Source organism: Psychrobacter immobilis (genome assembly GCF_904846175.1).
In the GTDB taxonomy this organism is placed as follows: domain Bacteria; phylum Pseudomonadota; class Gammaproteobacteria; order Pseudomonadales; family Moraxellaceae; genus Psychrobacter; species Psychrobacter immobilis_E.
In genome coordinates this window covers 432,697-448,325 of sequence record NZ_CAJGZM010000003.1, presented here as the reverse complement: position 1 = coordinate 448,325, position 15,629 = coordinate 432,697, and the positions used below count along the sequence as shown (strand labels likewise).

At 40.8% G+C, this 15,629-nt stretch carries 14 protein-coding genes and 3 tRNA genes; 9 read left to right on the top strand and 8 right to left on the bottom strand.

The window, feature by feature from the left end:
* Window positions 1-779 precede the first annotated feature (779 nt).
* Window positions 780-1,553 carry a sulfite exporter TauE/SafE family protein gene (locus JMW39_RS06525; protein ID WP_227679435.1) on the top strand — a complete coding sequence of 258 codons (774 nt, stop codon included), beginning with the start codon at window positions 780-782 and terminating at the stop codon, window positions 1,551-1,553.
* Between the two features lie 334 nt (window positions 1,554-1,887).
* Here JMW39_RS06525 and JMW39_RS06520 read toward each other — a convergent pair whose 3' ends face one another.
* Window positions 1,888-2,613 carry a GntR family transcriptional regulator gene (locus JMW39_RS06520; RefSeq protein ID WP_201544940.1) on the bottom strand — a complete coding sequence of 242 codons (726 nt, stop codon included), beginning with the start codon at window positions 2,611-2,613 and terminating at the stop codon, window positions 1,888-1,890.
* A gap of 305 nt (window positions 2,614-2,918) precedes the next feature.
* Between JMW39_RS06520 and JMW39_RS06515 the strand changes: the two genes are divergently transcribed.
* From JMW39_RS06515 to JMW39_RS06500, 4 genes are all read left to right on the top strand, one after another.
* Window positions 2,919-4,208 carry an SLC13 family permease gene (locus JMW39_RS06515; protein WP_201544938.1) on the top strand — a complete coding sequence of 430 codons (1,290 nt, stop codon included), beginning with the start codon at window positions 2,919-2,921 and terminating at the stop codon, window positions 4,206-4,208.
* Between the two features lie 508 nt (window positions 4,209-4,716).
* Window positions 4,717-5,754, top strand: coding sequence for a tripartite tricarboxylate transporter substrate binding protein (locus tag JMW39_RS06510; RefSeq protein ID WP_201544936.1), 1,038 nt, complete (start codon window positions 4,717-4,719; stop codon window positions 5,752-5,754).
* Between the two features lie 117 nt (window positions 5,755-5,871).
* Window positions 5,872-6,327: a tripartite tricarboxylate transporter TctB family protein gene (locus JMW39_RS06505; protein ID WP_201544934.1), complete on the top strand. Its 456-nt coding sequence runs from the start codon at window positions 5,872-5,874 to the stop codon at window positions 6,325-6,327.
* 5 nt (window positions 6,328-6,332) lie between these two features.
* Window positions 6,333-7,835, top strand: a complete 1,503-nt coding sequence (locus JMW39_RS06500; protein WP_149488930.1) for a tripartite tricarboxylate transporter permease — start codon at window positions 6,333-6,335, stop codon at window positions 7,833-7,835.
* 265 nt (window positions 7,836-8,100) lie between these two features.
* Here the strand turns inward: JMW39_RS06500 and JMW39_RS06495 are convergent.
* Window positions 8,101-8,177 (bottom strand) — tRNA-Val (locus JMW39_RS06495).
* Window positions 8,178-8,388: 211 nt separating this feature from the next.
* Between JMW39_RS06495 and JMW39_RS06490 the strand changes: the two genes are divergently transcribed.
* Window positions 8,389-9,141, top strand: a complete 753-nt coding sequence (locus tag JMW39_RS06490) for a type 1 glutamine amidotransferase (RefSeq protein WP_201544933.1) — start codon at window positions 8,389-8,391, stop codon at window positions 9,139-9,141.
* Window positions 9,142-9,165: 24 nt separating this feature from the next.
* On the opposite strand, the gene JMW39_RS06485 is transcribed toward JMW39_RS06490, so the two are convergent.
* From JMW39_RS06485 to JMW39_RS06470, 4 genes are all read right to left on the bottom strand, one after another.
* Complete coding sequence (locus JMW39_RS06485; protein WP_201544932.1) at window positions 9,166-10,011, bottom strand: sterol desaturase family protein; 846 nt, start codon at window positions 10,009-10,011, stop codon at window positions 9,166-9,168.
* A 117-nt stretch (window positions 10,012-10,128) separates the two neighbouring features.
* On the bottom strand, window positions 10,129-11,073 hold the full coding sequence (locus JMW39_RS06480; RefSeq protein ID WP_201544931.1) for a DMT family transporter: 945 nt from the start codon (window positions 11,071-11,073) through the stop codon (window positions 10,129-10,131).
* 104 nt (window positions 11,074-11,177) lie between these two features.
* Window positions 11,178-11,666, bottom strand: a complete 489-nt coding sequence (locus tag JMW39_RS06475) for a M48 family metallopeptidase (protein WP_201544930.1) — start codon at window positions 11,664-11,666, stop codon at window positions 11,178-11,180.
* A 51-nt stretch (window positions 11,667-11,717) separates the two neighbouring features.
* The gene (locus JMW39_RS06470; protein WP_201544929.1) at window positions 11,718-12,062 is read right to left on the bottom strand and encodes a DMT family transporter; all 345 of its coding nucleotides are present in this window, start codon (window positions 12,060-12,062) and stop codon (window positions 11,718-11,720) included.
* 500 nt (window positions 12,063-12,562) lie between these two features.
* Here JMW39_RS06470 and JMW39_RS06465 point away from each other — a divergent pair.
* The 3 genes from JMW39_RS06465 (at window position 12,563) to JMW39_RS06455 (ending at window position 14,143) form a co-directional block, all read left to right on the top strand.
* Window positions 12,563-12,638 (top strand) — tRNA-Asn (locus tag JMW39_RS06465).
* 208 nt (window positions 12,639-12,846) lie between these two features.
* Window positions 12,847-13,173, top strand: coding sequence for a CopG family transcriptional regulator (locus JMW39_RS06460; RefSeq protein WP_149488924.1), 327 nt, complete (start codon window positions 12,847-12,849; stop codon window positions 13,171-13,173).
* A gap of 226 nt (window positions 13,174-13,399) precedes the next feature.
* The gene (locus JMW39_RS06455) at window positions 13,400-14,143 is read left to right on the top strand and encodes a hypothetical protein (protein WP_227679434.1); all 744 of its coding nucleotides are present in this window, start codon (window positions 13,400-13,402) and stop codon (window positions 14,141-14,143) included.
* Between the two features lie 78 nt (window positions 14,144-14,221).
* Here JMW39_RS06455 and JMW39_RS06450 read toward each other — a convergent pair.
* Window positions 14,222-14,312: transfer RNA gene (locus tag JMW39_RS06450), tRNA-Ser, on the bottom strand.
* Window positions 14,313-14,435: 123 nt separating this feature from the next.
* Window positions 14,436-15,611 (bottom strand): type I glyceraldehyde-3-phosphate dehydrogenase, encoded by a 1,176-nt coding sequence (locus JMW39_RS06445; RefSeq protein ID WP_201544996.1) that lies wholly within the window; start codon window positions 15,609-15,611, stop codon window positions 14,436-14,438.
* Between the last annotated feature and the right edge of the window lie 18 nt (window positions 15,612-15,629).

Below are 15,629 nucleotides of genomic sequence, written 5' to 3'. Positions count from 1 at the left end.
CTCAGCGGGGGTAGCAGTTTGCTGAGTATAGCCTGTTTACGTTCTTCGCTATATCGTGGCATGATGTGTCCTCATTGTCCCCTTTGGAATTATTATTTAGGGGTGACAACTATCCTGCCATAGGGGGGTTCCTAAAAATACAAGATATAAAGGTCTTCCAATTATTGAGAAAATAGGGAGCATATTACCCATATTCATCAGTATTCCAATTACATTGAGTGGCAATGGTAAAACTAAAAATGCTGTTATTAAACAACTGTATAGGAGCATTACACATTTATTTGTGGGATGTTATTGACACTGGAATTGAATCTAGACGTTGAATTGCAATTAGATACAGTAATTATATAGATAGTTAGAACATCTGAAATTGAAAGTTAAACATTAAATAAGAATCAAGTGCACCTTTTTGACGCCTATCATTTTGAACTGAATAGCTATCGTATGCCTGCATATTTATAATGATACTTATAAGATGATCAATAATACCCCTGCAGAAATACTCAATGGCAAAGCTCGATACACGGTAGAAAATATTGCTTCACTGTTCTCATTATTGCGGTATGATCTTAGCATCACCACCTTACCAAAACTCTTTTTTTTCTAATAACCCAGAGCTGGCCTGGATAGCATTACTTCACCCTTCTTTGAACAGACAAATTGGTGTTTTTAAACGGGCGAATAGATACATCCCACCGCCATTTCAAGCCTTTTATGAGCTATGCATTAATTATGGGAAAAATCATTACTTGATACAATTTATGAAATAGGACTTTATAGTGTCCCTTGTTTTAGATCTATTGCAAGCCATCCCGAATTGGCACTTAGTAGGCTTGTTTACTGCTGGCATGGTTGCTTTTATCATCTCTACTATATCGGGTGGTGGCGGTGCTATGCTACTGATACCAACCACCTCTTGGATGATAGGACCAGCAGTTGCACCACCTGTGATCAATTTGGCTACCTTCATTAGTAATGCTTCGCGCCTGTATCTATTCTGGAATGATATTGATTGGTCATTAACTAAATACTATGTACCAAGCGCCATCGTAGGCGCATGGCTAGCAGCATTGGTTTTTAGTCGTTTAGATGCAAACTGGATTCAATTATTGGTTGGCGTTTTTTTAGTGTCTACTATTTTCCAATATAAGTTTGGTAAGGTAAATAAAACGTTTGATATGCCAAAGGCAGGCTTTATCCCTTTGGGCTTTGTCGTTGCGTTTATGAGTACATTGGTGGGTGGTCTCGGTCCTATCCTTAACCCTTTTTATATGAATGCCGGACTAGAAAAAGAAAACCTTATTGCCACTAAAACCGCTAATTCTTTTTTTGTAGGTATTGTACAAATAGCTAGCTACAGTTTTTTTGGCGTAATCACTGCCAAGCTTTGGATATATGGTCTGGTATTAGGGCTAGGTGCCGTTGTTGGCAATGTCATTGGTAAACGCTTTTTGGCGGGAATGAGTATTAGTCAGTTTAGGATAATGCTGCTCATTCTAATGGTCATCAGTGGCATAGTAATGATAATAAGAAACGTCAATGTGTTGTTCTAATACACCATTGATTTGATATAGATACCTAATTAGATACAAAAACCCTGAAAGTACAATAGATATAAATGCTTGCTGAACGTGGAGCTACGTATGTATTAAGAATGGCATAGAGTATATAGCTCACGCACTCTAGAAACTTACTTTGTTGGCCGCTACTATGATCTTAGGATTATATTGCTTAGTGCTGACAAGATTGCCTTGCTTGGCCTTATTTTGCCCATAACATAAGGTCTACCTTGCTATACCTAACTGCTTTGCAGTCGCTAAAGTATGACCCTTACTTACTGCCTGCTATCTTATGTCGCTTAGCTTAACCGATGACACGCCGCGACCATCAAATAATATTAATTTTATAACTGAACTTCTCTGCTAGCCCATAGGATTCTCTATATTCGATAGGATCGCCTTCTAGATTTTTAGCGATACGGCATACCTTAACCAAGCTTTCTTGCTCAGCATTGCCTAAATAATGGTCGCTGTGATCGGTTATAAAAAACAGTGTCTCTACGGCAGACGACACAAACTGGCCACACTTTTTATAGTAAAACGGATAGAGCAGATTCTCAAAATCTTCAGGGTCTAAGGTTGCAAAGGCTTCGTAACGATTCTTAGGTAACCAAATCCTTTCACTCAACAAGACTTTATCTTCAACCATACGCATACGTTCTATATAAATTAAAGCTTCATTTTTACCTATATTTAGTTTTTCATTAATATCATCAATACCATCTATTACCATGATTTTTTTGACTACGCCCGTCGGTGTGTCATAGCAAGCGTCTTTATCACGGAACTTAAAAAATCTTAATAATGAGCTTTCAAAATCTGGACGCTTTAAAAAAGTACCTTTGCCTTGCTGCTTCATTAAAACGCCCTCTTCTACCAATTTTTCGACAGCTTTACGGACGGTTCCTACCGATACCTCATATTTATCTGCAAACTCCTGTTCCGTAGGTAAAGGCGTACTTTCATCCCATTTACTTTCTGTCAGTAATGTCTGTATGTGCCAGCGCACTTGCTCATAGCGTGGGATTTTGAAATCTTTAAAATTATTTAACATTTTTTTTCACCACAATGGAAAGGTTTTTATTAATTGTCTCAATCTCGTCAAGCGTTGCTATTACTGTAAAAATCAGGACATACCGAATCACTTTAATATTAATACTCACCTATGTACTGGTGATCAATTTTATCTAATTAACATCATCTTTTTTGCTATCATTCTACTCAGTTAGATATGCTATAAGGCTTATACGATTTTCTAGTCTAGAAATATTTTTGTCGATATTGTCCTAATGCTCTTTACTCTGTAAAAACTGCTATGGTTTTTTATAGAATTCATACAGTTAAAGTCAAGGAGTAGTCGTGACTCTTTATATTCTAGCCGCTATCGTGATATGTATCATTTTGGGCTATACCACTAAAATAAATATTGGTCTATTTGCTATTGCATTTTCATACCTTATCGGTTGTTTTGGTATGGGGCTGAAGTCATATGGAATTATTGAGCTATGGCCTCTCAAGATTTTTTTCGTTATTTTTGCCGTGACTCTTTTCTATAACTTTCCTCTAGCTAATGGTGCTTTAGAAAAGCTATCCAATCATTTAATCTATAAGTGCCGTCACTTTCCCGCATTCTTACCTTTAGTTATTTTCTTAGTGGCCACGATTATTGCAGGATTAGGAGCCGGTTATTACACTGTCTTAGCGACGATGGCACCGATGATCCTGCTGTTGTCTAAACGCACTAACTTGAATCTTGTCATTGCTACTTTATCGGTTAACTATGGTGCCTTAGCTGGTGCTAACTTTATCACCTCACAAAGCGGTGTTATCTTTAGAGAGCTCATGCGCGGCGCAGGCGTCGCAAATGATAATACTTTTACTTATGTTTTAGGGATCTTCGCTGTTACTTTTTTAATGCCTGTGATTGTATTGGGTGGTTACAGCTTTATCAATGCTAAAAACAGCAAAATCGCGATTCAAACGACCGCACCAGAGCCTTTTGATAGTAAGCAAAAACAATCTCTTATACTGATTTTTATTATGATGGCTATTGTACTTATTGTGCCCATTTTAAATCTACTCATGCCACAAGTGTCAGCGATTCAATTTTTGAACGCTCGGATTGACATTGGTTTTATCGCCATTTTTTTTGCTTTAGTAAGCTTATTCCTGAAGCTAGGCGATGAAAAAGCAGTGATTGCTTTAATACCTTGGAATACCCTCATTATGATTTGTGGTGTCGGTATGTTAATCAGCCTCGGAGTAGAAGTAGGCGTTATTTACGAGCTGACAGAATGGCTAAGTACCAATGTACCCATCTGGATGATACCGATTTTAGTTTTTGTTATTAGCGCCATTATGTCTATATTTGCCAGTACACTCGGGGTAGTCGCCCCTACCTTATTTCCTATGGTGCTGCCCCTAGCGGTTGCCTCTGGACTAAGCCCTTTATTACTATTTACCTGTATCGTTGTGGGAGCACAAAGCTCATCCCTGTCGCCTTTCTCATCAGGAGGTAGTCTGATGTTAGGCGCCTCTCAAGTCGTTATAGACAAAGACAAGCTTTTTAATGCGCTTTTATTCAGGGCTGTGCCCTTAGATATTGGTATTGGAATACTCACAATTCTAATTATCCAGTTCATTTTCTAACGGCTCATAAGTAAAATATACCGTGGGTTTTTAATATTTTTTACACCTGCTTGCTATAGCTTGATCCCAAAACATCTATTCTTCCCATTAAATACATAATTACTTAAACCGTTACCTCAGCCTCATGATGATACTAATATCAATGTGATTCTCAGCATATTTGAATAATCTGTACTACAGATATCCTTATATATCTAATTGTTTTAATTACCAAAAATACCTTCATTAATGAAAATTAGGCTATTTGCTTTTATCTTTCACATTGATAAAAAAAGACCAATAATTAATCTTTGAGTCAATATATTACTATAAAATTCATATATACATACATATGTTTCTTGTCATTTACAAAATATTCTGTTACTTTTATATAGTGACAAAAAAACATATTTTGACGAAGTTTAGTAACCTCTTTAATGAGGTTGTAGCTTGACCTGTAATAACTCTATTTATTTTGATCAGAATCCTATTAAATTTTTACTATGAAAATACACACAAGGAGTGTCGTGTGAAAAAATTATCTTATCTGGCTCTTGGCCTGTCTATCCTATCTTTGACCGCTTGTAACAAGCCAAACGAAACTGCCAGTACAGATGCGACTGCCGCAGACGGCTCAAGTGAGCTGACCGCACCTTCACGTCCGGAATGTATTGCACCTGCCAAACCAGGCGGCGGCTTTGACTTGACTTGTAAGCTTGCTCAGGCGGGTTTAAAAGAGACGGGTATCCTAAAAGATCCCATGCGGGTTACCTATATGCCAGGTGGCGTAGGTGCTGTTGCTTATAACAAGATTGTTGCTAATGATCGCGCTAACGGCAATGCCATTATTGCGTTCTCTACTGGTTCTATCCTCAATTTATCGCAGGGTAAATTTGGTAAATTCACTGAAAAAGATGTGAAATGGCTGGCGGGTGTCGGTACTGATTATGGCGCAGTCGCCGTCAATGCTGATTCACCGATCAAAGATCTAGCAGGCTTAGTCGCTGAGCTCAAAAAGAACCCTAAAGCTATCAGCTTTGGCGCTGGGGGTAGTGTCGGTGGTCAAGATTGGATGCAAACCGCTATCTTAGCCAAAGCAGTTGGCGTCAATCCTAGTGATATGACTTATGTCGCGATGGAAGGTGGCGGTGAGGCCATCACAGCGGTAATGGGCAACCATATTACAGCCGTTAGTGCGGGTATTGCTGAGATTATGCCACAAGCCACTGCTGGTAAGCTGCGTGTACTAGCCGTGTTTGCAGATGAAAGGTTGGGTGGCTCTATGGCCGATATTCCTACTGCAAAAGAGCAAGGTTACGATGTAACTTGGCCAGTTGTTCGTGGCTTCTATATGGGACCAGACGTTAGCCCTAGCGCTTATAACTGGTGGAAACAGGCCTTTGATAAAATGCTTGCTGATCCAAAATTCGCCGAAATACGTGAGCAGCAAGAATTACTACCATTTGCGATGACTGGCGAAGAGCTACAAGCCTATGTTTATAAGCAGACGGGTGAGTTACGTGAATTGTCTGCTGAATATGGTCTTGTTGAAGCTGAAGCAAAATAGCAATATTAAGACTCAATTATTTAATTGATTGACTATTAAAGCTTTATCGTACTTTTAAAAGGCTGACAAAAGATGAATATGTCAGCCTTTTTGCCCCAAAATTCAAGGAGTCTCCTTATGACAATGGAACGTCTGTTTTCTGGGATAATGGCCCTGGTTAGTTTATTCTTAATATACTTAGCGATCGGTTATGTAGCCCCTATTGCTTATGATCCGATTGGCCCTCGTCCTTACCCTATTTTAATCTTTTCATTGCTGGCATTTGGCGCTTTAGTGGTCGCTTTTCGTCCAGCACGTTTTACTAAGCCTATTGAACTGGGGCTTACTAAACCGATCATCAAAAATCTAGTGCTTTGTGCACTCGCTTTATTGGTTTATGGTCTTATTTTTGAAGACTTAGGCTTTATTCTTTCTACTATCATAATGTCTTTTGCAGTAGGTTTGCTGTTTGCAGGTAATCCGCTCAAAAGTCTTGTCTTTTCAGTTTTAATCAGTATTGGCCTATATGTCTTATTTGACATATTTTTAGATGTCAAATTACCACTCGGATTGTTGTCAGGGATAATAGGATAGCCAATATGGATACTTTTGATTTTTTGATGCATGGCTTTGCTATCGCATCCACCCCAAAGAACTTACTAATTGCACTGATCGGTGCTTTTTTAGGTACGATTGTGGGCATGTTGCCGGGTCTTGGTCCGATCAATGGTGTGGCAATATTGCTGCCTTTCGCCTTTGCACTTGGCTTACCACCAGAGAGCGCTCTCATTCTGCTTGCAGCCGTTTACCTTGGCTGTGAATACGGTGGTCGTATTTCTGCCATTCTCATTAACGTACCCGGTGATGCCGGTGCTATTATGACAACTTTGGATGGTTATCCACTGGCAAAGCAAGGCAAGGCTGGTATTGCCTTGTCTTTATCGGCTGTTAGCTCTTTCATTGGCGCCACTATCGCGACAATCGGTGTGGTACTATTTGCCCCTTTATTAGCCAAGTGGGCAATCTCATTTGGACCCGCTGAATACTTTGTATTGATGGTATTTGCTATTACCTGCCTAAGCGGTTTGGTGGGTGATCAACCTGTTAAAACGGGCATTGCCGCGTTAATTGGTCTTGGTCTAGCAACGGTCGGTGTCGATGCCGTGACCGGAATTTACCGCTTTACCTTTGATTCTGTCAACTTGTCTGATGGTATTCAATTTACCACCATTGTTATTGGTTTCTTTAGTGTGAGTGAGATCTTAATCTTGCTCGAAAAAACCACTACTGGTCACAAGGTCATTGAACAAGGTAAGCGCAGTTTATTAAATTTTAAAGAGTTTACTTTTACACTAGGCGCTATGATACGTAGTGGTCTAATGGGCTTTGTGGTTGGTATTTTACCAGGTGCAGGGGCTACCATTGCCAGTGCCATGACCTATGCCAGTGAACGTAAAATCGCTGGTGATACCGGTACCTTCGGTGACGGTGATCTTCGTGGCGTCGCGTCACCAGAGGCGGCAAATAATGCCTCAGCTTGTGGCTCATTCGTGCCAATGCTGACGTTAGGCGTACCAGGTTCTGGTACAACAGCGGTCATGATGGGCGCCCTAACTTTATATAACATTACACCAGGTCCGCAGTTATTTACTGAGCAGCCAGATATCGTTTGGGGTCTTATCGCCTCTTTGTTTATCTGTAACGTCATTTTGTTAATTATGAACATACCCTTGGTTGGTTTGTTTGCCAAATTACTTGATGTGCCAAATTATATATTAATACCAGGCATCGCTGCCGTCAGCTTCGTTGGGGTATATTCAATCCATAGCACAACCTTTGACTTGGTATTTATGGTAGCGCTTGGTATCTTCGGTTATTTCTTACGTAAATTAAACTTCCCATTGTCAGCGCTTATTTTGGGCTATGTATTGGGTGAGCTAATGGAATCTAACTTAAGACGCGCCTTGTCTATTTCTCAAGGGGAGCTGAGTATTCTATGGAGCAGTCCTATTACTGTCGTACTATGGTTATTGGCTATTTTGATGGTCTTTATGCCTGTGATACGCAGTATCTACCGCAGAAAATTTAAGCCTGCTGTTTAGGTTCTAGCCATTCTGTTATCAAAATACTTTATCTGCGGTGGTTGTGCTCTATGTATGACCGCCGTTTTTTTTACATCAATTCAATGTATACCTGTAAATACCCCACTCAAAACCACTGTATTGGTCACTGACTCTTTTTTTGAGTCATTCAGAGCTGATTAAAGAATTATGAATATAGAGTGATACGAGCAGAGATTTTCTGCTACAGCCTATATTTTATAGACAAAAAAAAGCCCCAATCATAAAGATTGGGGCTTTCTAAATTTGGTAGGCATAAGCAGACTCGAACTGCTGACCTCTACCATGTCAAGGTAGCGCTCTAACCAACTGAGCTATACGCCTATTTAGGTCATGCATTTTAGCAAGTTTTTAAAACTTTGCAAGCCTTTTCTATCACAATATTAGGTTATTATTAGAATACTTATTTTTAAGCTTTATAATGAAGCACTTAAGAAAACCAGGCACTTCTAAATAGTTTCCGCTATCTAAGATATCTCATACCTTGTAGACTTTTAATATCATAAAAACATAACTTCTTAATAGAGGCCATCACATGACTTTACGCATTCATGCCTTATTTCACACAGATTACGAAGACCTCAGTTTTATTAAGCACTGGGCAAATAATCATCAGCACACGATTACCTACACCCGCTCTTATAATCAAGACTCCTTGCCTGCGCTCAACAGCTTTGATTGGCTAATCGTGATGGGCGGGCCAATGAGTGTCCATGATGAGGATAGCCATCCTTGGTTGATAGATGAAAAACGGCTGATTAAACAAAGTGTGGATAGCGGAAAAACTGTGATTGGTGTTTGCTTGGGTGCACAGCTTATTGCGCATTGTCTGGGGGCAAGCGTAGAGCCAGCGGGCGTAAAAGAAATCGGTTGGCTACCTATTCAGTTAAGCAAAGACGCTCAGGTGCATCCTTTATTACAAGACTTACCAAAGCAGCCCTTTACCGTCTTTCATTGGCATGGTGATGGTTTTGAAGATCCACAAGGAGCGATTCCTTTAGCGACGTCAGAAGCATGGCCCAATCAAGGCTTTCTGTATCAAACGCCGCGGCATAAAGCGCTCGGTACTTGGGTCATGGCCTGGCAATGTCATTTTGAGGTGACTAAAGAAAGTATCGTTAAGATGGTAGCAAATGGCGAAAATACTATTCAAAAAGGGCTAATCGACTATCCTAAAACGGTACAATCAGCGGCTGAGATAATTGCGCTTGGGGATAAATATATCACCGATAACAATGCGCGCTTAGCAGCCATGCTCAATCGCATGGTAAAGACTGCTAATATTTAAACTTAATTTCTGAAAACCAAAAACTCAACGGTTTATCTGCTTTTTGCGTTTTTTAGCATCAAGTTCGCTTTGCTCAATTTCTAACGGCGTTAAACCATTTTTCTTACCTTTAAGATAACTAAGATAAGCGGGAATATGGGTCTTGCCCAAGTATTTATCCAAATAAGGTAAAAACCCCGCATAATTGCCTTTAAATTTGGCATGATGAAAGTCATGATAAACAGGGCCTTCGTACACAGGCAATAAATGCGCGGGATTCCACGGAATATCGTAGCCAATATGCCCATCTGCTCCTTCGATTTGACGTAAAATCACCCACATCCATACCACATAGATATGCGCACCTAGAATGATTGGACCCACTAACGTCAGCGTTGCCGTCAATGAATACTCAACCCAGTGCATATAATTGCCATTGATACCGCAGGTATTGCGAATGCGGTGGTGCACACTGTGGATGTTTCTTAGCAGCCACTTATTTTCGTGCATATAACGGTGCATACAGTAGTATAAAAAATCATCAATCAGCACGAAAAAAATCAACTGCGCGATGATAATATACCAAACGGGCATCTCACCATTATGAACGCCGGTCAGCTTTAATAGCGGCCAAGCCAGCACCAATAATGCGGCTAAAATAATATTGTTAATAATGATGCGACCGATAGACGGTAATAGAAACTGTTTCATCTCAAACGGTTTTTGTTGAATCTTATATTTACGCAAGGATACTGGATCGCGCCAAGCAACTATTGTCCACGGAATAGCGACTGCTAGAAAGGCTGCTGTGCTGATGGCAAGGGTCGCCATGGGGAACTGCCAAAACCAAGGGTCGTTATAAAACCCTTGCCAATACGAAAACACATCCATATGTCACCTATTGAACATTACGTTTGCAGGTAAAAAGCTTTAAAAGCAAATAAATGAATTAAGAACCTTTATAAGTAGTTAATAATACCAACATAAGTTAATTAATATATTTATATCTTAGCGCTTATCTGCTACTGATGTCGCCATTTTTACCCCACCATATGTGACTAATACTACACCTAGCACTATCAATGACGCACCTAAAAACAGCCCTTCTGGCGGACTTTCCCCTTGCAAGAAAATGGCAACAGGTACACCAACGACCGCACCGACTGAGCCTAATAAGCTGAGTAGCACAGGCCCGCCCGTTTTTTGTAGTAAGAATAATAGTAAGAACTGACCAGCAAAAACGAATGCCTGCACCACAATCAACCCTAACGGTAATATCTCTGTCGTCGGCACTGCCAGTGAAAATTGCGGCATGATACTAACTAAGCCCAGGAGCATTGAGGCCGCTATGAGCATACCGGGTGCAAGCGCGCTTGGCGAAAGATTATTTGGCCAATATAAGGTGCGATAAATATTGCCAATCGCTAATAATACCGGGCCAAAAAGCGCAAGACCAATCCAAAAGATACTGGCATCAGGCGCGGAAAATTTACGCGCCGCCAGTAACCCTACTCCAGCAAGTGCAGCGACCACGCCAAGTGCCCGCAGCTTAGTAAAGTGCTCTATTTTTAAGATGATGGCTGCTAGATACGTTAGAAGCGGCGGCAGAGAAATAATCAAAGCGACAAAACCTGCGCCGACATGCGGAATAGCAGAGAAGAAGATTAAATTTGAGCCTGCCACACTGACTAACGCTGCAACCAAATAATAGCGAAGGGTTGCTTTACTTAAAGGCGGCAGCTCATGACGTAGAAATGCATAATTAAACAAAATAAACGCCGCGCCGGTAATGGACCAAAACAGAAATGCCAGCGGCGTTAAACCTACTTCGCCAGCAAACTTTGCTAGATTGGTAGAAATACCGATTAATCCGCCGCCCGCTATGAGACACAGCACAGGAATGAGCCACGCTTTTTTACCTTCAGCCATACCTTGTTGCGCTGACTCACTCATAGGCTACCTTACTCTTAAAATGGCGGTTTTATTCATTATAGTCAGCCTCATTATTTTGGCTTAGCTTGCTAATAATTAGATAGACTCCATGTTACCAACATAGATTAGCGTTCGCGCCAATGCAACCACAAACGGGTATCGAGCTCAAACTGATGATAATCGGGTTCCATATGACAGCACAGCTGATAAAAAGCCTTGTTATGCTCTTGTTCCTTAAAATGTGCCAACTCATGCACCACGATCATACGCAAAAACTCAGGCGGCGCTTCTTTAAATAGGCTTGCCACCGTGATGCTATTATGTGATTTCAGCTTACTACCTTGCACGCGTGATTGATAAGTATGGATACCAAGCGCATGTTTTAACACGGCAAGTTTACTATTATAAGTCACCTGCGACAGCGGGCTACTTTTGCGCATATAATAATTTTTAATCTCACTAATATATTGATATAGCGCTTTATCGCTTTGTATTTGATGGCGATTAGGATAGTTTTTATCCAAATAGTCACCCAATCTGCCCGTGCTAATCAGCGTCGCCGCTTGGCTTTGAATCTGCTCAGAATAATGAGCGATATACTTTAATGTGGTCAATGTATTTATCCTTGACGTTTTATTTTTTAACGACTAATCGTTATTATTTATTTAATGCGCCACCGAATCAGAAAGCAAGTTCATCACCACGACACCGCCAACAATCATCGCAATACCAACCACGGCAGCGGTATCAAGCGTTTGCTTAAAGAAGAACAGCCCCACTAATGAGGTCAACACGATACCGAGCCCGCCCCATAACGCATAAGCAATACCGATGGGTATAGTTTTTATGGTTTGGGTTAATAAATAGAACGAAATTGCATAAAGCACCGTCATAATAAGCGTGGGAATAAAGCGTGTAAACTGTTCTGACTTGACTAAAAAAGTGGTGCCAATCACTTCACAAACAATAGCAATGGCAAGGTAACCGTAAGCAATCGTGGTTGGACTCATATTGAAGGTACCTATATCAGTTAAAACATTGGTTAAAACCTGTTGCTTGATAGCAAATAAAGTTAAAAAACAGCCAATTAATGCCAAAATACTAAAGAAACGCTCGGCTGGCTATTTTATAGGTTTATATCAGTGCTTGAAATAGCGTTTTTAAGGTTTAAAGCAATGCAAAAATTTTATTTATTTTCAATGAGATGATTTAATTGAACCGGCTAAAAGAGTGAAGCTTTACAATCTTTATCGCAATTTGATTTTTTATATATTCTAGACGTATTGCATCCGGGTTGTTTATAAAAACATTCAATAAAGCATCTACTTTAAAAGTAATTATGCTCAACTTCCTATAGATTTTGATTATATTTATAATTAATCACGTAATAAGGTTGACAGCTCACAACTACTTGGCTAAAATGTGCCCCACATAACGCAAACAAGATAAGCAATCGCGCTCACCAAAGCCTTTGTAAAACTTGCGATAGTAACCGTTATAAACAACTTATTCTCCAATAGCTCAGTTGGTAGAGCAACGGACTGTTAATCCGTGTGTCCCTGGTTCGAGCCCAGGTTGGAGAGCCATATTATAAAAGACCTTCATCACTTATCTGATGGAGGTTTTTTTATGGTCGTAGCTTTTAGCCACTAATCGCATCGGTCTAAAGCCGCACAATATTAATACGGCCATGGTGTTCTTTTAGCGGCTTTTGTTGTATGGTAAGGTTAGCTGTGACTGAGTCAGTTTTTCCCTGAGTGCTTTACTCCTACTCACTAAAAGTAATGGTTTATTATGATACCTGTGCGCATAAAAAATAAGTTCTCTGATCACCCGCAAAAAATCACGCGTCCGATCAGTATTCGCTTGTCTGAAGAGATGATTAGATTATTAGAGTCTACCTCGTCAGAGTTGGGCTTTAAACGTATTCAAGGACTAATTCGTCTTTATATTCGTCAAGGACTGGATCGCGATCATCAGGATTATACCCTAGCTCATGATGAAGTTTTTATCGAAAGTCTGCGTAAGCGCGGTGTCAGCCAACGTATTATTGATGAGGCGATTGTAGTGACTCATAATAATAACACTACTCACCCGTTGTCTGAGCTGCAAGATAAATAGTAACGCTAGTAGTTGGCTGATCATACATACAGAATAAAAGGACTAAGTTTGCTTAATAGCGCTTAGTCTTTTTTCACCACTTAATTTGCTATTTAAAATATACCCTCCTCAATGAACCTAATAACGTCAGTGGCTATTAGCGATAAACAAACATACAAAATTATCATAGGCGCTATATTGGTATAAAAGCTATTAGCATTTATATGGGTTTAGAAGGAGGCATACGATGATTGCTTTATATAAGCATGCACGCCATGCAAGAAAAGCCATGTTATTGGCATTTACTTTGGCAATGCCACTTGTTATCAATGGCTGCTCACAGCCGCCAGCGGATCCAACTAAGCAGACTATACCGACCAACTCTGACCAATGGCAAAAGAAGCTCGGCGATACGTTTGAGCGTTTGCCTGAAGGTGATAGGCAGCTGCTAAGCCGCTATATGCTGCGTATGAAGCTCAGCGGGGCTTATGAGTCCGGCGCAATGCCCCGTATCACCATTAAGCAAGCACTTATCCAACAGCGTGAATATGAGCGCTTGCATCCAAATAATCCAACCGGTAAAAAAAGCCCGATTGTAACTAGTCCACAATTAAATACTGCTAAGGCGCAGAATTACCCTGTTGCTTTGCTACCTGTCAAAACCAGCGATAGCGATAGCTTAAACCAAGTTAAGCTACAGTTTATGCTCTCAAACCACGGTAAGGTGGCGATTAAAAGTTTTAAAGGTAAGCTCACTATGAAAGAGAAGCACTTAACCAAAAGTAAAACCTTTAATGTGCCGTCAACTCAGTTCAAACCACCAATCGAACCAGAACAATCGGGCAAAATAATCATTGAAAGCAGTATTGAAGACATCAATGTGATGCGTGCGATTAAAAATAACACAGGGATAAGCATTGAGATTAGCAAAGGTAAGCTAGTGTTAGTGGATGGGCAAGAAATTGAGTTTGATGAGCTGCTAACGAAATAAGCCGACGGTTATAAAACCTGCAAAAACATCGCATAAAAAAAGCCCCAATCAGTAATTGATTGGGGCTTTTTTTGAATTTGGCGGAGACGGAGAGATTCGAACTCTCGAAGGGCTATGAACCCTTGTCGGTTTTCAAGACCGGTGCATTCAACCGCTCTGCCACGTCTCCATTGGTGCATCATTATATAGATATCATTAGATAATGCAAGCGTATAATATAAAAAAATGCAATTAATTTACAGCTGGTTTTAAATCAATAACTTACCGTTTGCTCGAAACTGTTTATTCAAAGCTATTTACTCGAAGCTAAGTGTAAGCACATATCAAGCAGCCTATTAGCATATCCCCATTCATTATCATACCAAGCAAAGACCTTATACTGGTCACCTACATGCATAAGCTGTTGTCCATCGATAATGAGTGACTCTGTTTGATGGATAAAGTCACTTGAGACCAAGGGCTCATCAGTATAAGCCATGATATCGAGCAAATAACCTTTACTAGCAGCTTTAAGCACCTCACGAATCGCTTCTATACTGACGCCAGCTGTATCAAATACAAAGGTCACATCAATAGCCGCGACATCAATAGTTGGCACTCTAATTGAATGGCCGTTTATCTTACCTACCATCGCTGGCAATACGCGCTCGGTCGCAGCGATACTGCTAGAAGTCGTTGGAATGATATTATGGCCAGACGCACGCGCACGCCTTGGGTCGCGATGTGCTTGATCTAGTACGGTCTGATCCGCAGTCACGGCATGAATCTCGGTCATCATCGCTGACTTTACCCCAAATGCTTTATCGAGGGTAGCAATCAGCGGTACCAATGCCTGCGTGGTACAAGAAACACTCGATATAATCGGCAGCTTACGTGTGAGCTCATCGGTATTGACGCCCATAACGATACAGGCATCGACATCATCGAAGGGTGCAGCACCGATAATGACTTGCTGCGCGCCCGCCGCTATGTGCAGCTGAGCTTGCTCATAAGAGCGAAAATGTCCGGTACACTCTAGCACCACATCGACGCCTAATTCATGCCACGGTAAGTTTTTTGGGTCAGATTCTGAGAGCATTTTAATGCAGTACGTTAAGTTGTTTTTAGTCAGACACAGCTGAGTATCTTTGTTAATAGTCGTATTGCTATACCCTTTGCCAGCATCGACTTCACCCATTACAATATCAGCGCTGACACCAAGTCTGCTTAAACGACCGTGCGTACTATCAAATTTCAATAAATGCAGCAGAATATCAGCCGGTGCCAAATCATTAATCGCCACCACATGAATAGCGCGCCCTAACACCTCAAAGCGCTCTAGCAAGGCACGCAGTACATTGCGCCCTATACGGCCAAAGCCATTGACAGCCACTCTCAGTGGCTGCGTGTGCTCGCCAGTCGCGTGCAAAAGTGTTGCTGCTTGCGAAATCGCGTTCAATTGATAGGTGGCGCTAGAAAAATCAGGCATCACGTCGGGTATAACATT